This is a genomic window from Streptomyces sp. NPDC059455, from assembly GCF_042750115.1.
GTDB lineage: Bacteria > Actinomycetota > Actinomycetes > Streptomycetales > Streptomycetaceae > Streptomyces > Streptomyces endocoffeicus.
The window spans coordinates 23,484-45,152 of record NZ_JBHYVB010000067.1 but is presented as its reverse complement, the minus strand read 5'-3'; the positions used below and the strand labels follow the sequence as shown (position 1 = coordinate 45,152).

Here is a 21,669-nt window from a genome sequence, read left to right as displayed (position 1 = left end):
ATCCATCATTCAGTGGCCTCGGCGGCGGCCCGCGCCGCCCCCGGCAGAGCCGCCGCCACCCGCTCCAGCGCCTTCTCGTCGTGCGTCGTGGAGACGAACCACGACTCGAAGGCGGACGGCGGGAGGTAGACGCCCTGGGACAGCATGGAGTGGAAGAAGGCGGTGAAGCGGAATGCCTCCTGCGCCTTGGCCTTCTCGTAGTCGGTGACCTCGTCGGCGGTGAAGAAGACGGAGAACATGTTGCCCGCGACCTGGACCCGGTGCGCCACGCCTTCCTTGGAGAGCGCCTCCGTCACCATCGCCCGCAGCCGCTCGGAGGCCGCGTCGACCCGTCCGTACGCCGCGTCGTCCAGCAGCCGCAGCTGGGCGACGCCCGCTGCCGTGGCGACCGGGTTCCCGGACAGGGTGCCCGCCTGGTAGACCGGGCCGGCCGGGGCCAGGCGCTCCATGACGTCGGCGCGCCCGCCGAAGGCCGCGGCCGGGAAGCCGCCGCCCATGACCTTGCCGAAGGTCATCAGGTCGGGCTCCACGCCGTCCAGCCCGAACCACCCGGCCCTGGAGACCCGGAAGCCGGTCATGACCTCGTCGGAGATGTAGAGCGCGCCATGGTCGGCGCAGAGCTGCTTGAGGCCCGCGTTGAACCCGGGCAGCGGCGGCACCACGCCCATGTTGCCCGGCGAGGCCTCGGTGATCACACAGGCGATCTCCCCGGGGTGCGCGGCGAAGGCCGCCCGGACCGACTCCAGATCGTTGTACGGCAGCACCACGGTCTCCCCCGCCTGCGCTCCCGTCACCCCCGGAGTGTCCGGCAGCCCGAAGGTCGCCACCCCGGACCCGGCCGCGGCCAGCAGGGCGTCCACATGCCCGTGGTAACAACCGGCGAACTTGATCACCTTTGACCGCCCGGTGAACCCACGGGCCAGCCGGATCGCCGACATCGTCGCCTCGGTGCCGGACGACACCAGGCGCACCTGCTCGACCGGGGCGACCCGCGCCACGATCTCCTCGGCGAGCTCGACCTCGCCCTCCCCCGGCGTGCCGAACGACGTACCGCGGGCGACGGCGGCCTGCACGGCCGCGGTGACCTCGGGGTGGGAATGGCCGAGGATCATCGGTCCCCACGAGCACACGAGGTCCACGTACTCGCGTCCATCGGCGTCGGTGAGGTACGGACCGTCCCCGGACACCATGAACCGGGGCGTACCTCCCACGGCGCGGAACGCCCGCACTGGAGAGTTCACGCCGCCGGGCGTCACGGCGGCCGCGCGATCGAAAAGCGTCTGCGAAACTGGGGCTGCGTACGGATAGCTCACGCACGCCATGTTGTCAGAGGCGGACGTACTCCCGCGGCCCGGCGTTTCACAGCTCTATGGTGGGGGAGGTCTCTGTGAACAGAGATCGGGTTGCGCGGTAGTGGCCGCGAGTGGTCGGGTGGAGATATGCATCGCGGTGGCGAACTGGGTGAAGGGACTGACGACCGAGGCCCCGAGCGTGCCCGGCCCGGACGCCATCGGCGGGACGAGGCGGGCAGGGCAGGCAGAAGCGGGGGCCGCATGGGGGTGACCTACAAGTACTTCGGTGCGCCGGACGGCGCCACCGCGGCCAGGGTCCCCATCTCCATGCGCCCCGAGGAGCTCGGCGGCGACGAGCTCGGCCACGGCATGTTCACGAAGATCAAGCCGGAGACGGTGGCGGCGATGGTCCTCACCGGCATCGAGGGCGTCCCGCTGCACAAGGTCCCCCCGCTCGAACTGGTCGTTCTCCACCCGGACTACGCCGTCGTCAAGCTCCCGATGACCGCCGTCGATCCGCTGCGCGGCGTCGGCGAGGAGGCGGTGGGCGCAGCGGCCTTCATCTGGTCCACGGTCCCCGACCGCGGCGGCCCCCGGGACGCCTTCCTGGTCTATCAACTGCTCCACGAGTGGCAGGACTTCAGCCACCGGCTGCACGAGGCGGGCCACCAGCCGTACTGCCTGGTCTGGCCCTGAGCCGGGGGCTGTGGCCCTGAGCCGGGGCCGTGGCTCCGGGCGCGGGGTCGTGGCTCTGAGCGCGGGGCTGGGGCCCTGAGCGCGAGGTCGTGGCCCCTATGGCGCGGAGGCGGCGCGCAGCAGGCGGAGTTGGCCGATCTCGGAGGCGTTCTTCATCAGCTCGGCGTTCACCCAGGCGGCCATGTGGGCGATGGTGTGCTCGGGGTCCCGGTCCCAGGGAAACGACGCGATGCCGTCCAGGTCCTCCTCGGTGAGCCGGTCCAGTACGGCCGTCCACTCCGCCCGCAGACCGCGCAGCCACTCGATGGCCGCCTTACCGTCGCCGGGCCAGCCGACCTCGGTCCGCTCCCGCGGCCCGCGTCCCTCCGCGTGGTCGATGGTCACGCTCCACCACCAGCCGATATGCCAGCTCAGCCATCCGATGGTGGGAACGGGCACGGGGTCGGGCTCGGTCTCCGCCCAGTCCGGCAGCCATGCCCCATCGGCGCCCTGCCGCACTGTCCAGCAGTGGGCCGTGGGCTCCCACAGGAAGTCCTCGGGCTCCAACCGCTCCAGGTGGTACTCGAAGAGCGACCAGGTCAGGTCGAACTGCCAGCGGAGTAAGGCGCGGCGGGAGGTCGTCGGAGTCGTCATCGGCCGACCCTGGCACACGGCCGGATGCCCGCAAAGGGAATTTCGCTCAGGGGGGCTCGCAGACCGGGTGGTCGGAGTCCGGGCCGCTGCAGAGGAAGTAGCCCGTCCAGCGGTAGTGGCTGTCGGGCACGGTGCCCGGCCCTCGTTGCCAGGTGGCCACCTGGTCGCCGTTGGAGAAGGTCAAGCCGCCCTGATCGACCGTCGGTTCGCTCTCCAGCAGGGTGGCCAGGCCGTGGAGGAAGGACGCTCGGTCCGGGCGCTTCTTCCAGGACGCGATGACCTTGTCCGGGGCGGCGGCCGAGAGGCCCGTACCGTCGAAGCCCCCGCGGTCCATGGCCACTTCCATGGTGTCGAAGTCGCCCCGGCACGCCGCGTTGTGCACGGAGTCGACGGATGGCTCGCGGCGTTGGGTGCCGTCTCCCGCGTCGAAGGTCGAGTGGGCCTTGCCGCAGCTCAGACCCTTGCCGTCGGCCCCGCGCCCGCCGTCCCCGTTCGGCAGGAGCCAGAAGGTCAGCCCGACGATGGCGGCGAGGGCCAGGGTGGCCGCGGCGAGGGCGCGTTGGCGTGTGCTCAGGCCGTGGGATTCGGGTGCGGCGGTGGTCCCGTCCGGCTCCGGGGGCTCCTGGCGGGGAGCGCGGTTGCGGGCGATGGAGATGTGGGCGCCGCGATCGCGGTTCAGCTGTTGGGGGCGTGGGCGGTTCTTGCGCACCAGGGCGCGGTCCACGCGGTCGTAGAGGTCCGCCATGGTGAGCAACTCCGGCGCGTCCGGGTCGCCCTCTTCGAGGAGGGCGACCAACTCGCCGGTGAAGGCCGGGTACCGCTCCCCAGGGGGCGCCAGCGCCTGCTTGGTGGCGTGGGAGGCGGCGAGGACCGAGGTGCCCTCGACATCGGCCAGCCGGATCGTGTCATCCCCGGCGGACAGATGGCCGCGCAGGGCGGTGCCGCTGAAGCAGCAGTCGAGGATGACGACCTTACGGCGGACACGGGTGGCGCTCAGCAGGATCTCGCGCAGATCGTCGTACTTCACCGCGGTGAACGACTTGTCCTTCGTCGTCTCCGGTACGGCCAGATGTAAGCCGCCGCTGAGCGGATAGAGCAGGCCGTGGCCCGCGTAGTAGACGACGAGCGTGTCCGTGGCCTCGGCGGCCGCACGGTGGACGGCCTCCAGCATGCTGTCGCGCGTCGGCTGCGAGACGATCCGGCAGTGCTCCTCGGGGAGGCCCCACACCTCCGGATCCCGGAACAGCTCGGCCAGCCGCCGGCAGCCCGCCGCCACGGACGGCCGGTCGTCCAGATGCCGCTGCCGGTCCCGGGAGGCGGCCCCGCCCCGGGTGAAGGCATGGGCCTCGATGAGGACGGCCCGGGACGCGGAGGGGTCGGCGAGGCGTGCCGCCGGTGCCGTGGTCTCTCCCGTCGTACGGAAGGTACGGGAGGTACGGGAGCGGGAGGAGGTACGGGAGGTACCGGAGCGTCGCCAGGTCATGCCGGGTTCTCGGGGTGGTCGGAGTCCTCCGGGCGGTCGGAGTTGTCCGGGGACTCCTCAGGGGGCCGGGAGCCCTCCGGGGACTCCAGTTGCCGGAGGAGGCGGCGGATCGTCTCCGGGTCGGTGCTCTCCACGCGCAGGGAGACGCCATCGCGTTCGACCCGGGTGTCCGCGCCGCGTGCCCGTGCGTCGCGCCAGGTGGCCACGGCGAGCAGCAGATTGCCGAGGGACGTGAGGTTCGAGACGACGGTGGAGATGACCTCGAGGCCGCCCAGGGTGTCGTCGCGGTCCTCCTCGTCCACCAGCGCCACCTCCGCGGCGCCCGCGACGTCGGGATCCCCGGTCAGCCAGCGATAGAGGTCGAGGACGTCCGGAGACCCCTCGGCGGCGTCGACTCGAAGGCGGAACTGCACGGCACCCATCCCCCGGTGTGGTCCTGTGGTGGGCGCCGATCGTAGCGTTCCGCTCCGCTACGGGGCCGTGCATGGGCGGGCCGTACCCTTCCCCCATGCTCATCGCACGTTCCATCGCTCTGTTCGCCGTCGCCGCGCTCCTGGAGATCGGCGGCGCATGGCTCGTCTGGCAGGGCGTGCGTGAGCACAGGGGGTGGGCGTGGATCGGCGCCGGGGTCATCGCTCTTGGCGCCTACGGATTCGTGGCCACGCTCCAGCCGGACGCGGAGTTCGGCCGCATCCTCGCGGCGTACGGCGGCGTGTTCGTCGCCGGATCGCTCGCCTGGGGCATGGTCGCAGACGGCTACCGGCCCGACCGCTTCGATGTGCTCGGAGCGGTGATCTGTCTGGCCGGAGTCGCTGTGATCATGTACGTGCCTAGGAGGTAACCATCGGCCGGCCGTAGCCGCCCTTGCCCCCATGGTCGCCGTGGTGGTCCTTGCCCTGCTTGCCGTGGTCACCGTGGTGGTCGTCCTGCTCCTGCTCCGTGCCGAGGACGCAGCCGGTGTCCGGGTCGATGAAGACGGTCGTGATGGTGTGGTCGCACTCGACCTCCACGACCCACACCTGCTTGACCTCCTTCTTGTGCGTGTCCTTGTGCTCGTCCTTGCGCTGCTTGTCCTTGCGCTGGTCGTCGTGGTGGCGCGAGTCCTTGCGGTCGTCCTTACGGCCGTCCTCGTGCTTGCCCTTGTGGTCCTGGTCGTCCTCGGGGCAGTCCACCAGCTCGGCGCTGACCGCCTGGCCGCCGACCTCGCACTCGGCGATCTCGACCGCCTCGGCGAGCGTCACCGAGTCGTACTTCTTCTGGTCCTGGTGCTCCTTGTGCTCCTGGCCGTGGCGCGCCTGGTCGTCCTCGTGGACGGGCACCGCGACGGGGCGGACGGCACCGCGGTCCTGGGCCTCCTCACCGGACTGGGCGGCCTCGTACGGCTGCGCGGCCTGCTCGGGCTGAGCCGCCTGCTCGGGCTGCGCGGCCTGCTCCGGCTGCGCGGCCTGCTCCGGCTGCGCGGCCTGCTCGGGGCGCGCCGCGCTGCGGCCCTGGACGCCGGGCCAGTACTTCCCGGGGGGGAAGTAGCGGGTCGGGTCCTTACGGCCCTGGTCCTCGCGCTGGCCGTGCTCCTCCTTGCGGCCGTCCTCCTTACGGCTCTCCTCCTTGCGGCCGTCCTCCTTGCGGCTCTCCTCCTTGCGGCCGTCCTCCTTGCGGCTCTCCTCCTTGCGGCCGCTGTCCTCACGGCCGCTGTCCATCTTCTCGTCCTCGTCGTACCGGCCGTGGTCCTCGCGCTGGCCGCTCTCCTCGCGCTGGTCGCTCTCCTCGTGCTCGCCGCTCTCCTCGTGCTCGCCGCTCTCCTCGTGCTGGCCGTTCTCCTCGTGCTCGCCGCTCTCCTCGTGCTCGCCGCTCTCCTCGTGCCGCCCGCCCTCGTCGCGGCGGTCGTCGGAGTCCTTGTGACCGTTGTCCTCGTGGCGACCGTTGGGGTCCTCGTAGCCGTTGTCCTCGTGGTGGCCCTTCGAGTCCTTGTGGCCGTAGCCGTTGTCCTCGTTGTGCCCCTTCGAGTCCTTGTGGCCGTAGCCGTTGTCCTCGTTGTGCCCCTTGGGGTCCTTGTGACCGTTCTCGTCGTAACGGCCGTTCTCGTGGTTCTTCTTCTCGTGGTTCTTCTTCTCGTGGTTCTCCTTGTCGTGGTTCTCCTTCTCGTGGTTCCCCTTGTCGTGGTTCTCCTTGTTGTCGCCGTGCGCCCGGTCCTGGGGACAGTGGTTGCCCTGCGACGAGTGCGGGTCGGGGGTGCTGGCCGAGGCCCATGCGGTTCCCGGAGCACCGGCGACCAGGGCCGCCGCCGCGATGGCGCCCGCTGAGGCCACGCCCCAGCGTTGGAAAGAACGACGGGACCGCTGAAGGAATCTGCTCTGCTGGGTCATTACCTGAATTCACTCCTTGGGCATGGGTGCTCCAACTACCGGCGCCGCGCCGGACGCAGTGCACCCTTCCCCGAGCCCGAGAGCCCCTAGCGGATTCCGATCTTCAGTCCCCCGGTTGGAGGTAAATCGGGCCGTCATATCCTGCATATGGATCATGCGCACACACCACCGTTTGCGCCACGTCGCCTCTGGAGGGCCGATGACCACCCGTACCGCAGTCATCACCGGCGCGAGCAGCGGGATCGGAGCCGCGACCGCGCGCCGCCTGGCGGCCGCCGGATTCCGCGTCGTCCTCGCCGCCCGCCGTAAGGAGCGCATCGATGCGCTCGCCGCCGAGCTGACCGAGGCGGGGCACGAGGCCGAGGCGTACGTCCTGGACGTCACCGACCGCGCCGCCGTGGAGTCCTTCGCCGCCGGTCTGGACCGCTGCGACGTCCTGGTGAACAACGCGGGCGGCGCGGTCGGCGCCGAGACCGTGGCCACCGCCGACCCGGCCGACTGGCGGGCGATGTACGAGGTCAACGTGGTGGGCGTGCTCCAGGTGACCCAGGCGCTGCTGCCCGCCCTCACCGCCTCCGGCGACGGCACGATCGTCGTGCTGTCCTCCACGGCGGGCCACGTGGCGTACGAGGGCGGCGGCGGGTACGTGGCGGCCAAGCACGGCTCCCACGCCATCTCGGCCACCCTGCGCCTGGAGCTGTGCGGTGAGCCCGTGCGGGTGATCGAGATCGCCCCGGGCATGGTCAGGACCGACGAGTTCGCGGTGAACCGCTACCGCGGCGACGAGAGCCAGGCCGCGGCCGTCTACGACGGCGTGGCCGAGCCGCTGACCGCCGATGACGTGGCCGACACCGTCGAATGGGCGGTCACCCGCCCCTCGCATGTGAACATCGACATGATGGTCATCCGTCCCCGCGCCCAGGCCGCCCAGCACAAGGTCCACCGCGAGCGCTGAGCCCGTTCGCCCTCGTCCTCCACGGCCCCTCACAGCCCCGCCGCGACAACCCGCCGTCGCCCGTTCGGCTCAGTGCGTGTGCGCCATCCCGGGGACGCTCCGATGCTGGGAGTGGCCGTCACCTCGCGGTGATTCCTCGCCGTGTTCCTCGCGGTGATTCCTCGCGGTGAAGCGGAGGCGTCATGAGGGTTGTCGTTGATCTCAACCGGTGCCAGGGCTACGCGCAGTGCGCCTTCCTCGCGCCCGACGTGTTCGCGATGCACGGTGAGGAAGCGCTGCTGTACGACGCGCAGCCGGACGACGCACACCGCGCGGACGTGCTACGGGCGGTGGCGGCGTGCCCGGTCAGGGCCATCACCGTGGAGGGCGCGGGCGGCAGGTGGACGGCGGACCGGGTGGGTGCCTCCGATGGCGCTTGACGGCTCCCTGCAGCGGCTCCGGCGCGAGGGTCACATCGTCGTCGTGGGCGCCTCCCTGGCGGGGCTGCGGGCCGCCGAGACGCTCCGGGAGGAGGGCTTCACCGGCACGCTCACCATGATCGGTGACGAGCCGTACGAGCCGTACGACCGCCCGCCGCTGTCCAAGCAGGTCCTGCTCGGCCTGGTGCCGGTCGGCCGAACGGCCCTCCCCCGCCGCCACGCGATCGACGGGCGGTGGCGGCTGGGCGTCGCCGCGACCGCGCTGGACATGGCGGCCAAGCGGGTGGCGCTCGCCGATGGCACCTCGGTGGAGTACGACCGGCTGCTGATCGCCACCGGTGTGCGCTCCCGCCCGTGGCCGAACGAGCTGGAGGCCGGCCTGGACGGCGTCTTCGTGCTGCGGACCACGGACGACGCCGCCCGGCTGGTCCACCGGCTGCGGGCCGGACCCCGCCGGGTGCTGGTGATCGGTGCCGGGTTCACCGGCTCGGAGATCGCCTCCGTCTGCCGTGAGCGGGAGCTGCCCGTCACGGTCGCCGAACGCGGTCCGGCTCCCCTGGTGGGCGCCCTGGGCGGGGTGATCGGCGAGGTGGCCGCCGAGCTGCAGCACCAGTACGGCGTCGATCTGCGCTGCGGTGTGATGGTCACCGGGCTGGAAGGCGACGGCGCGGGCAGGCTGCGGCGGGCCCACTTCTCCGACGGCGACGCGCTGGACGCGGAGGTGGCCGTCGTCGCCCTGGGCGCGACGCGCAACACCGAATGGCTCGCGGGCTCCGGACTGGCCGCGGGGCCGCGCGGGATCGCCTGCGACGCGGGCTGCCGGGCCTTTGACATCCGGGGCATCGTCTCCGACGACGTCTTCGTCGCGGGGGACGTGGCCCGCTCCCCGCATCCGCTGTTCGGCTACCAGTTCCTGTCCCTGGAGCACTGGGGCAACGCGGTCGCGCAGGCCGAGGTCGCGGCCCACAACATGATCAGCCCCGGTGAGCGGCGCCGCCCGCACCTGTGGACGCCGTACTTCTGGTCGGCCCAGTTCGGCCGCAACATCAAGTCCGTCGGGGTGCCGAACATGGCCGACCAGATCCTCGTCAGCCAGGGGTCGCTGAGCGAGCACCGCTTCACCGCGGCCTACGGCTACCAGGGCCGCGTCATCGCCGCCGTCACCTTCGACCAGGCCAAATGGCTGGAGTTCTACCAGCGGCAGATCGAGCGGGCGGCGCCCTTCCCCCTGCCGTTCACCACCGTCGACCGCCGGACCGAGGGCATGCGGCCGGTGCCGGCCGGGTTCCCCGACCCCTCGGTGCCCAGCCACGGCCCCGAGGTCACCGTCAGCGGCCACTCCCCGACCGACCAGCGCGTCACGTTCACCCCCGCCTGACGCGGATACCACCCGCGCCACCTCCCCCCTGACGCGGACACCACCCGCGCCGCCTTCCCCCCTGACGCGGGCACCACCCGCGCCGCCTTCCCCCCTGACGCGGGCACCACCGGCACCGCACCCGGAAGGACTCCACCATGACGTCGGTCGCACTCCTGGGCCAGATCCTCGACCACGCCAACCGCGCCGACCCGTACCCGCTGTACGCCGAGCTCCGCAGGACGCCCGTGGTGCGGGACGAGTCCGGCCCCTACCTGGTGAGCACCTACTGGGAGATCCACAGCCTGCTCCACGACCCCAGGGTCAGCTCCGACGTCCGCCATCTCGCCCCCGAGGCGAGAACCGTCGCCGCCACCGACGACCCCGACCTGCCGCCGAGCTTCATCCGGCTCGACCCGCCCGACCACGACCGGCTGCGCCGGCTGATCATGCGGACGTACGGCCCTCCGCACGCGCCCCGGCGGGTCTACGACCTGCGCGGCGAGATCTCCGGAATCGTCTCCGGCCTCATCGACCGCTTCCAGGGCCGGGACCGGATCGACCTGGTCGAGGACTTCTCCTACCCCTTCCCCGTCACCGTGATCTGCCGTCTGCTCGGCGTCCCCCCGGAGGACGAGCAGCGCTTCCACGGCTGGGCCGACACCGTGGCCACCGCCATCGAGCCACCCTCCGGCACGCCCGAGGAGCGACAGGCCCACCGGGAGGCCGTCCGGGAGGCCCGGCACCAGCTCGCCGCCTATCTCTCCGGCCTGATCGACCAGCGCCGCCGCGCGCCCCGGGACGACATGATCTCCGGTCTGGCCACCGAGCGCGGGGGCGACGAGAGCCCGATGTCAGTGTCCGAGATGCTCAGCAATCTGACGCTGCTGCTGATCGCGGGCCATGAGACCACCGTCAACATCATCACCAACGGGATGCTCACCCTGCTGCGCCACCCCGACGCCCTCAAGCAGCTGCGCGAGGACCCAGAGATGATCTACCCGCTGGTGGAGGAGCTGCTGCGGTTCGAGCCGCCCGTACAACTGCTGCCCGAGCGCACCACGCTCGACGACATCGAGATCGGCGGCACCACCATCCCCAAGGGCGCCTCCCTGTGGCTCGTCCCGGCCTCGGGGAACCGGGACCCCCAGCGCTTCCCGGAGCCGGACCGCTTCCTCCCCGACCGCCCGGACAACCAGCACTTCGGCTTCGGCAGCGGCATCCACAACTGCATCGGCTCGCCCCTGGCCCGGCTCGAGGCGCAGGCCGCCCTGACCGAACTCGTCCGCCGGCTGGACAACCCGCGCCTTGTCGAGGACCCGCCCCCGTACCGCCGCAACGCCGTCCTCAGAGGGCCGCGGCACCTGGCCATCGCGTACGACGGCCTCAAGCGTTAGGGGCTGCCCCTGCCGCTAACTCACCATCGCCCGCTGTTCGAGCACATGGGACACGGCCCGTTGGAGTTCCACGTCGGCCTCCCCCATGATTTTATCGAACGTAGCTACCGTTTCGGGCCCCGCCTTTTCGGGGATACCCGCGTCGAACGGCGGCTTCGGGTCGTATTCCGCGGCCAGCTGACAGAATTTCGCGACATCATCACCGAAGACGTGCGCAACGATCGTGAGCCCGAAGTCGATGCCCGCGGTCACACCGCCGCCGGACATCCTGTTCCGGTCTATGCACACGCGCTCCGTCGACACCTCGACGCCCAACTGTGCCAGATGGCCGCGCGTGGCCCAGTGCGTGGCCGAGCGATAGCCGTCAAGCAGCCCGGCTGCGGCGAGGACGAGCGATCCGTTACAGACCGAGGTGACGTACGAAGCCTTCGCACCGCGATCGGCGAGGAAGGCCAGGGTCGCGCTGTCGCACATCGTCTCGCCGACGAACCCTCCGGGCACGAACAGAATGTCCAGGCGGGTCGGACAGTCATCGAAGGTGGCGTTCGGCACGATTACCGTCCCATTGTCACTGACAATGGGTTCGGGTGTCGCGGAGACCAGGTGCACCTTCATTCCCGCACTCGCGAAAATCATGTGCGGGCCCACAAAGTCAAGTGCGGTGAGACCGTTGAAGAGAAGAATTGCGACTTCCAGTTGGCGTTCACTGCCAGCGTTTTCTTCATTGCTCATGCCGGTAACGCTAGTAGTCCCACACTCTCGTGAACGAGTAGCAGATCTGACAGAGTTCGCCATTTTCCTGCCATGGAGCCTTTGCCAACGTCAGTTTGAGCAGGGCGGGCGTGCGCGGCGTCGACCGCGCGTTGACCTAGCGGCCCGAGCAGGCGAAAGCCCCGGACCGTCGCCGGTCCGGGGCCCATCGATCACGTAGAGTCCTGAGCTCAGCCCTTCACACAGATGACCTGCTTGAGCTTCGCGACCACCTGGACCAGGTCCCGCTGCTGCTCCATGACCTGTCCGATCGGCTTGTAGGCGGCCGGGATCTCGTCGACCACGCCGGAATCCTTACGGCACTCCACGCCCCGCGTCTGCTCCTCCAGGTCCCGCGCCGAGTACCGCTTCTTCGCGGCGTTCCGGCTCATCCTGCGGCCGGCACCGTGCGAGGCGGAGTTGAACGACTCGGGGTTGCCCAGGCCACGGACGATGTAGGACTCCGTCCCCATGGAGCCGGGGATGATCCCCCACTCCCCCGAGCCCGCGCTGATGGCTCCCTTGCGGGTGACCAGCAGATCCATCCCCTCGTACCGCTCTTCACTGACATAGTTGTGATGGCAGCTGATCACACCAGGGCGGTACTCGACGGTCCTCATATGACCTTCGGCATCTTCCTGCTGGCAGCTGATCACCGGCTCGAAGACCGGGCGGGCCTTCTTGAACTCCTTGCGCACCACGTCCTGGAAGAGCGCCATCATGATCGCGCGGTTGTACTTCGCGTACTCCTGCGCCCAGAAGAGATCGTGCCGGTACGCCGCCATCTGCGGGGTGTCCGCGATGAAGACGGCCAGGTCGCGGTCGACCAGATTCTGGTTGTGGGGCAGCTTCCGGGCCTCGCCGATGTGGTATTCGGCCAGCTCCTTGCCGATGTTGCGGGAGCCGGAGTGCAGCATCAGCCAGACCGAACCCTCGTCATCGAGACAGAACTCAATGAAGTGGTTACCGGATCCGAGCGAACCCATCTGCTTGACGGCCCGCTCCTGGCGGAACTTGACCGCTTCGGCCACTCCCCCGAACCGGCTCCAGAAGTCGTCCCACCCCGCCGTCGGGAACGCGTGCAGCCGCCCCGGGTCCACCGGGTCGTCGTGCATACCGCGCCCCACCGGGATCGCCTGCTCGATCTTGGACCGCAGCCGCGAGAGATCGCCCGGAAGGTCGTTGGCGGTCAGCGACGTCTTGACGGCCGACATCCCGCAACCGATGTCCACCCCGACCGCCGCCGGGCACACCGCGCCCTGCATCGCGATCACCGAGCCGACCGTGGCACCCTTCCCGTAATGCACATCCGGCATTACGGCGAGGCCCTTGATCCAGGGCAGGGTGGCCACATTGCGCAGCTGCTGCATGGCCACGCCCTCGACCGTCGAGGGGTCGGTCCACATCCGGATCGGCACCTGCGCGCCGGGTACCTCGACATACGACATGATGTACTCATTCCCCCGTAAAAGACTGAAAACGCAAAAGCCGGGCCAATGCCCCATAGACGGCGGGCGACCGGCAGGCACGGCAGTGCGTGCGATAGACATTGTGTCCAGCCACCGCCTGCGGGCGGCAAGGAGTTTTCCGTCGCTCGAAGGGACACGGACAGTGCAGCCAGCGCAGCGAAGGGCGTACGGACGGCGGGCCACCCCGGCCGTCGCCGTGCTCATCACCGTGCTCGCCGCCGCGGGGCTCGGCGGATGCACCGGCTCCGATTCGACGACCGACCCGGACGACGGCGCCTCCGGCGACTCCGGGACGGCCGTCTCGGCCGAGCCCGGCCGCTATCGCACCCTGCCCGAGGCATGCGGCGCGGTGAGCCGGAAGACCCTCCAGGCCCTGCTGCCCGGCGCCGAGCAGGACGACAAGGTGTACGACGGCCAGGCGGCCGTGACGTATGACATAGACCGCCGGGACGGCTGCCGCTGGAAGGTGGAGACCACGAGCGGCACGCGCTATCTCACGATCGACTTCCAGCGCGTGGTCTCGTACGACCCCTCGGTCAGCGATGACGACCGGGCCCAGGAGACGTACGAGAAGAAGGCCGTCGCCGCCGATATCCCGGACGCCACGAGCCCTCCCTCGAGCCCCTCCAGCTCGGAGAGCGGCTCGGACGGCGGCGCGGGCGACGAGGGCGGCGCGAGCGCCGACAGTGGCTCCTCCGCCTCCGCCAGTTCGAGCGCCGATGAGCCCGGCCAGAGCAGCAAGGGCGACAAGGGCGACGAAGCCGGTAAGGGCGGCAAGAGCGACGGGGGAGGCAAAAGCACCGATAGTCCCTCCGCGGGCGCCGACGCGAGCGGCGGAAGTGACGAAAGTGACACCGCCTCGGAGGACACCGCCCCGCGCCGGCTGGACGACCTCGGTGACGACGCCTTTCTCAACGACCAACTGATCACCAAGGACTCGGGTATCCACCGCGACATCACCGTCGTGTTCCGGTCGTCGAATGTGATTGCCACCATTGAGTACGACCAGTGGACGACCGACAAGAAGCACATTCCCAGCAGCCAGGAACTGCAGGAAAACGCCCAGGACTTGGCCGATGAGCTGACCGGTCGCCTCAACGAATAACGGGTCCTCGCCGCACCCCCGCGAGCCCCCCGTCCCCTCCCCGCGGAGACCTCGGAAATTGGGACGCCCGCGCCTCGGCCGCGTACCGTGCCGACTAATGACGCGGGCGGCACGTCCGCCCATCGACAGAGAATGAGCGAAGGACCCATGCACCGTTCAGCCCCGCGACTCGCCCGAATACTCGCCTGCGCGACCGTACCGGTGGTGCTCGTCGCCGGCTGCTCCTCCGGCTCGGACAAGAAGGACGACAAGAACGCCGGTGGCTCAGCGAGACCCAGCTCGCCCAGTGCTTCACCCACCGTCGCGGCAGCCAAGTTCGGCAAGCTGCCCGATGTGTGTTCCACGCTTTCCGGGAAGACGGTCGACGATCTCGTCCCCAAGGCGCAGAACAAGAAGGGCAAGGCCCTTCCCTCGGCCGACACCAATACGTCGGCCAGCTGCCTGTGGAGCGGCCTCGACGACTTCGACTACCGCTCGCTGACCGTCTCCCTCAAGCTGTTCCACTCCGACGCGGGGCTCGGCTCCGGCGACAAGCGCGCCGGGGAGTACGCCGCCCAGCAGGCGAGCAGGGCCGCCACCGCCGGTAAGGTGACCGACCCCAAGACCGAGAAGGTCGCGGGCATCGGCGACGACGCGACCTCGGTCAGCACCAAGGAGAAGAAGGACGGCGACGACTTCCGCGACCAGACGGTCGTGGTCCGCACCGCCAATGTCGTCATCACCCTCCAGTACGACGGCGCGGGCTATGAGACCGCCAAGGCCCCGGATGCGGCCGACCTGCTCAAGGACGCCAAGTCCGCGGCCAAGGAGGCCGTCGGCGCCATCGGTAAGAGCGCCAAGAGCGGAGCCTGACCCGCCGACACGACCCCTTCCCGCCCACGAGCCTTGACGTGTATGCGACGCTGATGCGGCTGTTGTTGAGGACGGGGAGGGGTCGCGGGTGGCCGCGATGCAACTGACACGGATGCACCGAATACTGGCCGGGGTGGTCGTCACCGGGGCGGTGGTGATCGCGGCGATCGGCTTCGCCGGTTCCTACGCCGCGGTGCGCGATCTCGCCCTCGACAAGGGCTTTGGCAAGTTCGCCAATGTCTTCCCGATCGGCATCGACGCGGGGATCGTGGTCCTGCTCGCGCTGGATCTGCTGCTCACCTGGATCCGCATTCCCTTCCCGCTGCTGCGCCAGACCGCCTGGCTGCTGACCGCGGCCACCATCGCCTTCAACGGCGCGGCCGCCTGGCCGGACCCGATCGGCGTCGGCATGCACGGCGTGATCCCGATCCTGTTCGTCGTCTCCGTCGAGGCGGCGCGGCACGCGGTCGGCCGGATCGCCGACATCACCGCCGACCGGCACATGGAGTCGGTCCGCATCGCCCGCTGGCTGCTCGCGCCGGTGCCCACCTTCCGGCTGTGGCGCCGGATGAAGCTGTGGGAGCTGCGCAGCTACGAGGAGGTCATCAGGCTGGAGCAGGACCGGCTGGTCTACCAGGCCCGGCTGCGGGCCCGCTACGGGCGCTCCTGGCGCCGTAAGGCGCCCGTGGAGTCGCTGATGCCGCTGCGGCTGGCGCGGTTCGGGGTGCCGCTGGCGGACACCGCCCCGGCGGGGCTCGCGGCGGCCGGTCTGGACCCGACCACGGTGTCGGCGACCGCGCTCCCCTCGGGCCGGTCGGCCGCGGCGGACGAGAAGGGGCCCGAGAACGCGTCCCTGGAGGCCCAGCCGGGCCCGTACGGCGCGCCGGGGGCCGTGCCGGACCCGGGCCCGCAGCAGCACCCCCAGCAGCCCCAGACGCAGGAGCTGCCGCTCTCGCTGCCCCTGCCGGTGTACCAGCAGCCCGCCGGGCAGGGCCATGACGGCCGGAACGCCGTGCCCTTCGACCCGGCGGCCGCCCACCCCGTGCCGGTCGAGCAGCAGCCCCAGCAGTTCCAGCACCCGCAGCAGGCACCGCAGCCGCAGCAGTTCCAGTCGCAGGACCAGCAGGTCCCGGGCCAGGCGCCGCGGCCCGAGCAGCAGCCGCAGCAATTCGAGCAGCCCCAGCCCCCGCAGCCCCAGCTGACCGTTCCGGTCGGGCCCGGCGGCCGGGTGCGGCCGCTCGGCGGTGAGGGCGTGGGGACCCATCAGGGCGTCTACGTACCGGAGCAGCGCGAGCCCGAGCGGTTCGCTTACGAGGAGCTGCAGCCGGAGCAGCAGCTGAACCGGCTGCCGGACGACGTGCCGCGCGAGGAGGTCTATTACGCGACCTTCCGCCAGTTCCTCGCCGACCACAGCCGGTACCCCTCCGCGTACCAGTTCGGGCAGCGGCTGCGGGAGACCTACGGCGTGACCGACCTCAGCAACAGCGAGCTGGCCGGGTACGTCGAGGACTTCAAGGAGCGCGTCCGCCTGGAGCGCGAGGCCATCCCGTAGCCACCCCGTAGCCGTCCCGCGGCCACCCCGCGAAGCCCGAACGCCGGGCGGCGGCCGTGAGGCCGTCCGCCCGGCGCCCGGGAGTCGCGGAGGTCAGGCCGCGAGCAGCTTGCGCACCCGGTCCGCCCCCACCGCCAGCAGCAGCGTGGGCAGCCGCGGGCCGGTGTCCCGCCCGACCAGCAGGGTGTAGAGCAGCGCGAAGAACGACCGCTGGGCGACCTTCAGCTCCGGTGTCGGCTTGGCCTCCGGCGACAGCCCCGCCTGGATCTTGGGCACCCCGTAGACCAGCGTGGTGAGGCCGTCCAGCGACCAGTGGTCGTCCAGGCCGTCGAGCAGCAGCCGCAGCGACTCCCGCTCGGTGTCGCCCAGCTCGGCCAGCCGCTCGGTGTCCGGCTCGTCCCGGACCCGGGTGCGCTGATCGGCCGGGACCTGGGTGGTGATCCAGCGCTCGGCCTTGTCCAGCCGGGGCCGGGTCTCCTCCAGGGACTTCACCGGGTTGTCGGGGTCGAGCTCGCCGAGGATGCGCAGCGTCTGCTCGTCATGGCCGGTGGTGATGTCCACCACCGAGGCCAGCGTGCGGTACGGCAGCGGGCGCGGGGTGCTGGGCAGCTCGCCCGTGGCGGTGCGGGTCGCGCGGCGGTACGCGGCCACGTCCGCGGGCTGGGCCGCGCCTTCGGTGATCTTCCGCTCCAGGGCGTCCCACTCGTCGTAGGTCCGCTGGATCTCCTGGTCGAAGGCGATCTTGAAGGACTGATTGGGCCGTCGGCGGGCGTACAGCCAGCGCAGCAGCGGCGCCTCCATGATCTCCAGCGCGTCGGCCGGGGTGGGCACACCGCCCTTGGAGGAGGACATCTTGGCCATGCCGCTGATGCCCACGAACGCGTACATCGGGCCGATGGGCTGCTCCCCGCCGAAGACCTCGCGGACGATCTGGCCGCCGACGACATAGGACGAGCCCGGCGAGGAGTGGTCGACGCCCGAGGGCTCGAAGACCACGCCCTCGTACGCCCAGCGCATCGGCCAGTCGACCTTCCAGACCAGCTTGCCGCGGTTGTGCTCGCTCAGGCGGACGGTCTCGCCGTGGCCGCACGCGCAGGTGTACGCGAGCTCGGTGGTCTCGTCGTCGTACGAGGTCACCGTGGTCACATCGCGCTCGCAGACCGAGCAGTACGGCTTGTACGGGTAGTAACCCGCCTCGCCCGCGCTGCCGTCGTCCTCGGCGGCCGCGCCCGAGCCCTCGGCGGCGGCCAGCTCGGCCTCGTCCACCGGCTTCTGCTGCTGCTTGGGCTTCTTGGCGCCGGGCTTGTCCTTGGTGCGGTACCGGTCCAGGACGGCGTCGATCTCCCGGCGGTGGCGCATCGCGTGCAGGATCTGCTCCCGGTACGCCCCCGAGGTGTACATCTCGGTCTGGCTGATGGGGTGGAACTCGATGCCCATCTCGCGCAGCGCCTCGGCCATCGGCGCCTTGAAGTGCTCCGCCCAGTTCGTATACGGGGACCCGGGCGGGGCCGGGACCGAGGTGAGCGGCTTCCCGATGTGCTCGGACCAGGAGGGGTCGATCCCGGCCGGGACCTTGCGGTACCGGTCGTAGTCGTCCCAGGACAGGATGTGAACGCATTCGCGGCCCCGGCGCCGGATCTCGTCGGCGACCAGGTGCGGGGTCATGACCTCGCGCAGATTGCCGAGGTGGATCGGGCCGGACGGGCTGAGGCCCGAGGCGACGACGACAGGTTTGCCCGGGGCGCGGCGCTCCGCCTCGGCAATGACCTCGTCGGCGAATCGGGAGACCCAGTCGGTCTCGGTGCTCTGAGCCACGGTCGGCACTTCCTTCCTAGCGGTCATGGCACCGCCCATTGTCCCAGACGGAACAGGCCCCTCCGGATTTGCCCACAGGGGCCGCCGGAGAGCCCGGGTTGTCCACAGGCCGGGGAAATCGTTGGACCCGCCGTGAAATACTGGATTGCCCATACCACCACTACCGGAATGGCACCTCATCCATGGCATCGGTCCTTTCCCTCGCCGCTACGGTCCATCAGCGCGTCGCGGACGCCCTCTCGGCTGCTCTGCCGGAGGCCGGCTCCGCGGACCCGCTGCTGCGACGAAGCGACCGGGCCGACTTCCAGGCCAACGGGATGCTGGCGCTGGCCAAGCAGCTCAAGGGAAACCCCCGTGAGCTGGCCGCCAAGGTCGTGGCGCACCTTCCGGTCGCCGCCACCTCGGCCGACCCCGATCCGGTGATCGCCGACATCGAGGTCTCCGGCCCCGGCTTCCTCAACATCACGATCGCCGACTCCGCGATCACCGCGACCCTCGCCGCCCGCGCCGCCGACGACCGCCTCGGCGTGCCGTTCGCGCAGGCGCCCGGCACCACCGTGATCGACTACGCCCAGCCCAATGTGGCCAAGGAGATGCACGTCGGCCATCTGCGCTCGGCGGTGATCGGCGACGCGGTGGTGCGGATCCTGGAGTTCGCGGGCGAGAAGGTGGTCCGCCGCCACCACATCGGCGACTGGGGCACCCAGTTCGGCATGCTCATCCAGTATCTGATCGAGCACCCGCACGAGCTGGACCACAAGGACGCCTCCTCCGGCGAGGAGGCCATGTCCAACCTCAACCGGCTCTACAAGGCCGCGCGGGCGCACTTCGACTCCGACGCGGAGTTCAAGGAGCGGTCCCGGCGGCGAGTGGTGGAGCTCCAGGCGGGCGACGAGGAGACCATCGCCCTGTGGCGGAAGTTCGTGGACGAGTCGAAGATCTACTTCTACTCGGTCTTCGACAAGCTGGACATCGAGATCCACGACCCCGATGTGGTCGGCGAGTCGGGTTACAACGACATGCTGGCCGAGACCTGCCGGCTGCTGGAGGAGTCCGGTGTCGCCGTGCGCTCCGAGGGTGCGCTGTGCGTCTTCTTCGACGACATCAAGGGCCCCGAGGGCAATCCGGTGCCGCTGATCGTCCAGAAGTCCGACGGCGGCTTCGGCTACGCGGCCACCGACCTCTCCGCGATCCGCGACCGGGTGCAGCACCTGAAGGCCGACACCCTGCTGTATGTGGTGGACGCCCGGCAGTCGCTGCACTTCAAGATGGTCTTCGAGACCGCCCGCCGGATCGGCTGGCTCAATGACCAGGTGCACGCCGTGCAGCTCGCCTTCGGCACCGTCCTGGGCAAGGACGGCAAGCCGTTCAAGACCCGCGCGGGCGAGACGGTGCGGCTGGAGGACCTGCTGGACGAGGCCACCGAGCGGGCCGCGGCCGTGGTCCGGGAGAAGAGCGAGAAGCTCGGCCTCACCGAGGAGGAGGTCCTCGAGCGCGGCGCCCAGGTCGGCGTCGGCGCGGTGAAGTACGCGGATCTGTCCACCTCCGCCTCGCGGGACTACAAGTTCGACCTCGACCAGATGGTCTCGCTCAACGGGGACACCTCGGTCTATCTCCAGTACGCGTACGCCCGGATCCAGTCGATCCTGCGCCGCGCCGGGGAGGGGCAGCGGGCGCTGGCCCACCCCGAGCTTCCGCTGGCCCCGGCCGAGCGGGCGCTGGGCCTGCACCTCGACCAGTTCGGGGAGACGCTGCGCGAGGTGGCCGCCGGGTACGAGCCGCACAAGCTGGCCGGGTATCTCTACCAGCTGGCCTCGCTCTACACGACCTTCTACGACCAGTGCCCGGTGCTGAAGGCGGAGGGCGGCCCGGCCCAGGTGGAGAACCGCCTCTTCCTGTGCGACATCACGGCGCGCACGCTGGGGCAGGGCATGTCCCTGCTGGGCATCCGCACCCCCGAGCGCCTCTGAGCCACCGCGTGTGAAAAGCCCCGCCCCGGCTTCCCGGGGCGGGGCTCTCCGCGTTCATCGGCGGCTTGTCACAGACGTCACAGCCATCACCGGCGTCACATGCATCACCGGCAGAGCACATCGCGCTTCGGCCGCTCCCCGGTCAGCAGGAACTCCGTCACCCTCCGGTCCGCGCAGGCGCTGCCGTTCTCCATGTACGCCGCGCCATGCCCCATCGCGTCCACGCTGACCATCCGAGCGCGGTCCCCAAAGGAACGCCGGAGGTTGAGCGCGCCGCTGTACGGGGTGGCCACATCGCGCTTGTTCTGCACCAGCAGGACGTTCGACGGCCCCTGGTCGGTGATCCGCACCGGCTTGTCCCGCGGCGCGTCATGCCAGAACGTGCACGGCATGACGTTCACCGGCATGCCCGCGGTGAGCGGGTGGCTCTTACGGCTGGCGGCGACATCCCGCGCGTAGCCGGGCAGGGAGGTGGGCCACTCCACGTCGTTGCAGATGGTCGCGAGGGACACGGCGGCGGCATCCTGCGGGGGGTCGGCCGGTGGATCGGCGGGCGCCTTGCCCGCGTCCGCGTCGACGATCAGCCGGGCCAGGCTCTCGAAGTCGTCCCGGGAGTACAGGGCGTTCAGCATGGACTGGCGCAGCGCGTTGCCGTTCAGCTCGGGCGGGTTGGCGCCGGGCCACGGCAGCGGCTTCGCGTCCAGCCGGGCGGCGAGCTCCAGGACCCGCCGCCGCACCTCGTCGGGGGTCCCGGCGAGCCGGACGGGGCTGTCGGGGGCGGAGGCCCAGCGGGCGAAGTCGGGGAAGGTGTCCTCGACGCCCACGGCGTAGTTGGCCAGCCAGCCGCGCTCCACCCGCTCCGGGTTCGGGTCGTCATTGCTGTCCAGCACCCAGCGGTCGGTGTGCTCGGGGAACATCTGCGCGTAGACGGAGCCCACATACGTCCCGTAGGAGACGCCCCACGCGGACAGCTTCCGCTCGCCGAGCGCCCGGCGGACGCTGTCGATGTCCCGCGCCTCGTTGACGGTGCTGATGGTGCGCAGCAGTTCGCCGCCGTTGCGGGCGCAGGTGTCGGCCATGCGGCGGCCGGTGGTGATGTTCCGCGTGATGTCCCCGCCGGGGCCGGGCCACGGGCGGGAGGCGAGCAGCGAGAGATCGGCGGGGTTCAGATCGCATCCGGTGTGGGTGGACTGTCCCAGGCCGCGCGGGTCGAAGCTGACGATGTCGTACGCGTCCCGCACCGACTCCGGCAGCCGCTTGCCGAGCGTGCTGGGCCGGTTCAGCCCCGGCGATCCGGGGCCGCCCGGGATCAGCAGCAGGGTGCCCCGGCGGGCCTGCGGCCGCTCGCTGGGGATGCGGGAGACGGCGAGGGAGATCCGCTTGCCGCCGGGGTCGCGGTAGTCCAGCGGCACCGTGAGCGTGGCGCATTCCTGACGGGGGTCGAGCCCGGTGCCCTCGCAGGCGCCCCAGTCGGGCGCGGCGGCGGTCGGGTCGATCTTCGGGTCCGGGGGGGCGGTGGCGGGCGCCCCCCCCCGGAGGGCGGGGGGGGCGGCGGGGGGGC

General features: G+C 70.7%; 19 protein-coding genes. 10 read left to right on the top strand and 9 right to left on the bottom strand.

The features are described from left to right. Nucleotides 1-5 precede the first annotated feature (5 nt). Nucleotides 6-1,322: a glutamate-1-semialdehyde 2,1-aminomutase gene (gene hemL, locus ACFXB5_RS24100; RefSeq protein WP_385211353.1), complete on the bottom strand. Its 1,317-nt coding sequence runs from the start codon at nt 1,320-1,322 to the stop codon at nt 6-8. A 117-nt stretch (nt 1,323-1,439) separates the two neighbouring features. On the opposite strand from hemL, the gene ACFXB5_RS24095 reads away from it, so the two are divergent. Continuing rightward, complete coding sequence (locus ACFXB5_RS24095; RefSeq protein WP_201851516.1) at nt 1,440-1,988, top strand: hypothetical protein; 549 nt, start codon at nt 1,440-1,442, stop codon at nt 1,986-1,988. Between the two features lie 96 nt (nt 1,989-2,084). Here ACFXB5_RS24095 and ACFXB5_RS24090 read toward each other — a convergent pair whose 3' ends face one another. Genes ACFXB5_RS24090 through ACFXB5_RS24080 form a run of 3 tightly spaced genes read right to left on the bottom strand, consistent with a single transcriptional unit; the run spans nt 2,085 to nt 4,517 of the window. After that, on the bottom strand, nt 2,085-2,621 hold the full coding sequence (locus ACFXB5_RS24090) for a DinB family protein (RefSeq protein ID WP_385211351.1): 537 nt from the start codon (nt 2,619-2,621) through the stop codon (nt 2,085-2,087). Between the two features lie 46 nt (nt 2,622-2,667). Further along, the gene (locus tag ACFXB5_RS24085) at nt 2,668-4,104 is read right to left on the bottom strand and encodes a caspase domain-containing protein (RefSeq protein WP_385211349.1); all 1,437 of its coding nucleotides are present in this window, start codon (nt 4,102-4,104) and stop codon (nt 2,668-2,670) included. Next, nucleotides 4,101-4,517: a hypothetical protein gene (locus ACFXB5_RS24080; RefSeq protein WP_385211347.1), complete on the bottom strand. Its 417-nt coding sequence runs from the start codon at nt 4,515-4,517 to the stop codon at nt 4,101-4,103. Before ACFXB5_RS24080 ends, ACFXB5_RS24085 begins: the two co-directional genes overlap by 4 nt. A 95-nt stretch (nt 4,518-4,612) precedes the next feature. On the opposite strand from ACFXB5_RS24080, the gene ACFXB5_RS24075 reads away from it, so the two are divergent. Next, nucleotides 4,613-4,945: a YnfA family protein gene (locus ACFXB5_RS24075; protein ID WP_201851513.1), complete on the top strand. Its 333-nt coding sequence runs from the start codon at nt 4,613-4,615 to the stop codon at nt 4,943-4,945. Here ACFXB5_RS24075 and ACFXB5_RS24070 read toward each other — a convergent pair. Continuing rightward, on the bottom strand, nt 4,935-6,410 hold the full coding sequence (locus ACFXB5_RS24070) for a hypothetical protein (protein WP_385211345.1): 1,476 nt from the start codon (nt 6,408-6,410) through the stop codon (nt 4,935-4,937). The two genes, ACFXB5_RS24075 and ACFXB5_RS24070, sit on opposite strands and share 11 nt — an antisense overlap. A 256-nt stretch (nt 6,411-6,666) precedes the next feature. Between ACFXB5_RS24070 and ACFXB5_RS24065 the strand changes: the two genes are divergently transcribed. From ACFXB5_RS24065 to ACFXB5_RS24050, 4 genes are all read left to right on the top strand, one after another. Further along, a complete protein-coding gene (locus tag ACFXB5_RS24065) occupies nt 6,667-7,422 on the top strand; it encodes an SDR family NAD(P)-dependent oxidoreductase (RefSeq protein WP_385211343.1) in 756 nt (251 codons plus the stop codon). A gap of 182 nt (nt 7,423-7,604) precedes the next feature. Beyond that, nucleotides 7,605-7,841 carry a ferredoxin gene (locus tag ACFXB5_RS24060; RefSeq protein WP_201851507.1) on the top strand — a complete coding sequence of 79 codons (237 nt, stop codon included), beginning with the start codon at nt 7,605-7,607 and terminating at the stop codon, nt 7,839-7,841. Then, nucleotides 7,831-9,219: an NAD(P)/FAD-dependent oxidoreductase gene (locus tag ACFXB5_RS24055; RefSeq protein ID WP_385211341.1), complete on the top strand. Its 1,389-nt coding sequence runs from the start codon at nt 7,831-7,833 to the stop codon at nt 9,217-9,219. Before ACFXB5_RS24060 ends, ACFXB5_RS24055 begins: the two co-directional genes overlap by 11 nt. Before the next feature lie 137 nt (nt 9,220-9,356). Then, nucleotides 9,357-10,595 carry a cytochrome P450 gene (locus tag ACFXB5_RS24050; RefSeq protein WP_385211340.1) on the top strand — a complete coding sequence of 413 codons (1,239 nt, stop codon included), beginning with the start codon at nt 9,357-9,359 and terminating at the stop codon, nt 10,593-10,595. Between the two features lie 15 nt (nt 10,596-10,610). Here ACFXB5_RS24050 and ACFXB5_RS24045 read toward each other — a convergent pair whose 3' ends face one another. Beyond that, nucleotides 10,611-11,327 (bottom strand): DJ-1/PfpI family protein, encoded by a 717-nt coding sequence (locus tag ACFXB5_RS24045; protein ID WP_385211338.1) that lies wholly within the window; start codon nt 11,325-11,327, stop codon nt 10,611-10,613. A gap of 209 nt (nt 11,328-11,536) precedes the next feature. Continuing rightward, on the bottom strand, nt 11,537-12,793 hold the full coding sequence (locus tag ACFXB5_RS24040) for an RtcB family protein (RefSeq protein WP_385211336.1): 1,257 nt from the start codon (nt 12,791-12,793) through the stop codon (nt 11,537-11,539). Between the two features lie 163 nt (nt 12,794-12,956). On the opposite strand from ACFXB5_RS24040, the gene ACFXB5_RS24035 reads away from it, so the two are divergent. The 3 genes from ACFXB5_RS24035 (at nt 12,957) to ACFXB5_RS24025 (ending at nt 16,323) form a co-directional block, all read left to right on the top strand. Beyond that, a complete protein-coding gene (locus ACFXB5_RS24035; protein WP_385211334.1) occupies nt 12,957-13,919 on the top strand; it encodes a DUF3558 domain-containing protein in 963 nt (320 codons plus the stop codon). A gap of 147 nt (nt 13,920-14,066) precedes the next feature. Beyond that, nucleotides 14,067-14,771, top strand: coding sequence for a hypothetical protein (locus tag ACFXB5_RS24030; protein ID WP_385211332.1), 705 nt, complete (start codon nt 14,067-14,069; stop codon nt 14,769-14,771). 97 nt (nt 14,772-14,868) lie between these two features. Beyond that, nucleotides 14,869-16,323, top strand: a complete 1,455-nt coding sequence (locus ACFXB5_RS24025) for a DUF2637 domain-containing protein (RefSeq protein WP_385211330.1) — start codon at nt 14,869-14,871, stop codon at nt 16,321-16,323. A gap of 93 nt (nt 16,324-16,416) precedes the next feature. On the opposite strand, the gene lysS is transcribed toward ACFXB5_RS24025, so the two are convergent. After that, entirely contained in the window at nt 16,417-18,165 is a 1,749-nt protein-coding gene (gene lysS, locus ACFXB5_RS24020) for a lysine--tRNA ligase (protein ID WP_385211328.1), read from the bottom strand. 155 nt (nt 18,166-18,320) lie between these two features. Between lysS and argS the strand changes: the two genes are divergently transcribed. Continuing rightward, the gene (argS, locus tag ACFXB5_RS24015) at nt 18,321-20,108 is read left to right on the top strand and encodes an arginine--tRNA ligase (RefSeq protein WP_385211327.1); all 1,788 of its coding nucleotides are present in this window, start codon (nt 18,321-18,323) and stop codon (nt 20,106-20,108) included. A gap of 104 nt (nt 20,109-20,212) precedes the next feature. On the opposite strand, the gene ACFXB5_RS24010 is transcribed toward argS, so the two are convergent. Further along, on the bottom strand, nt 20,213-21,669 hold a 1,457-nt coding region (locus ACFXB5_RS24010; RefSeq protein ID WP_385211325.1), incomplete at its 5' end, for an alpha/beta hydrolase.

Coding starts and splice junctions, on each gene's coding strand:
- hemL (WP_385211353.1), bottom strand. CDS start 1,322: ATGGCGTGCGTGAGCTATCCGTACGCAGCCCCAGTTTCGCAGACGCTT.
- ACFXB5_RS24095 (WP_201851516.1), top strand. CDS start 1,440: ATGCATCGCGGTGGCGAACTGGGTGAAGGGACTGACGACCGAGGCCCC.
- ACFXB5_RS24090 (WP_385211351.1), bottom strand. CDS start 2,621: ATGACGACTCCGACGACCTCCCGCCGCGCCTTACTCCGCTGGCAGTTC.
- ACFXB5_RS24085 (WP_385211349.1), bottom strand. CDS start 4,104: ATGACCTGGCGACGCTCCGGTACCTCCCGTACCTCCTCCCGCTCCCGT.
- ACFXB5_RS24075 (WP_201851513.1), top strand. CDS start 4,613: ATGCTCATCGCACGTTCCATCGCTCTGTTCGCCGTCGCCGCGCTCCTG.
- ACFXB5_RS24065 (WP_385211343.1), top strand. CDS start 6,667: ATGACCACCCGTACCGCAGTCATCACCGGCGCGAGCAGCGGGATCGGA.
- ACFXB5_RS24060 (WP_201851507.1), top strand. CDS start 7,605: ATGAGGGTTGTCGTTGATCTCAACCGGTGCCAGGGCTACGCGCAGTGC.
- ACFXB5_RS24055 (WP_385211341.1), top strand. CDS start 7,831: ATGGCGCTTGACGGCTCCCTGCAGCGGCTCCGGCGCGAGGGTCACATC.
- ACFXB5_RS24050 (WP_385211340.1), top strand. CDS start 9,357: ATGACGTCGGTCGCACTCCTGGGCCAGATCCTCGACCACGCCAACCGC.
- ACFXB5_RS24045 (WP_385211338.1), bottom strand. CDS start 11,327: ATGAGCAATGAAGAAAACGCTGGCAGTGAACGCCAACTGGAAGTCGCA.
- ACFXB5_RS24040 (WP_385211336.1), bottom strand. CDS start 12,793: ATGTCGTATGTCGAGGTACCCGGCGCGCAGGTGCCGATCCGGATGTGG.
- ACFXB5_RS24030 (WP_385211332.1), top strand. CDS start 14,067: ATGCACCGTTCAGCCCCGCGACTCGCCCGAATACTCGCCTGCGCGACC.
- ACFXB5_RS24025 (WP_385211330.1), top strand. CDS start 14,869: ATGCAACTGACACGGATGCACCGAATACTGGCCGGGGTGGTCGTCACC.
- lysS (WP_385211328.1), bottom strand. CDS start 18,165: ATGACCGCTAGGAAGGAAGTGCCGACCGTGGCTCAGAGCACCGAGACC.
- argS (WP_385211327.1), top strand. CDS start 18,321: ATGGCATCGGTCCTTTCCCTCGCCGCTACGGTCCATCAGCGCGTCGCG.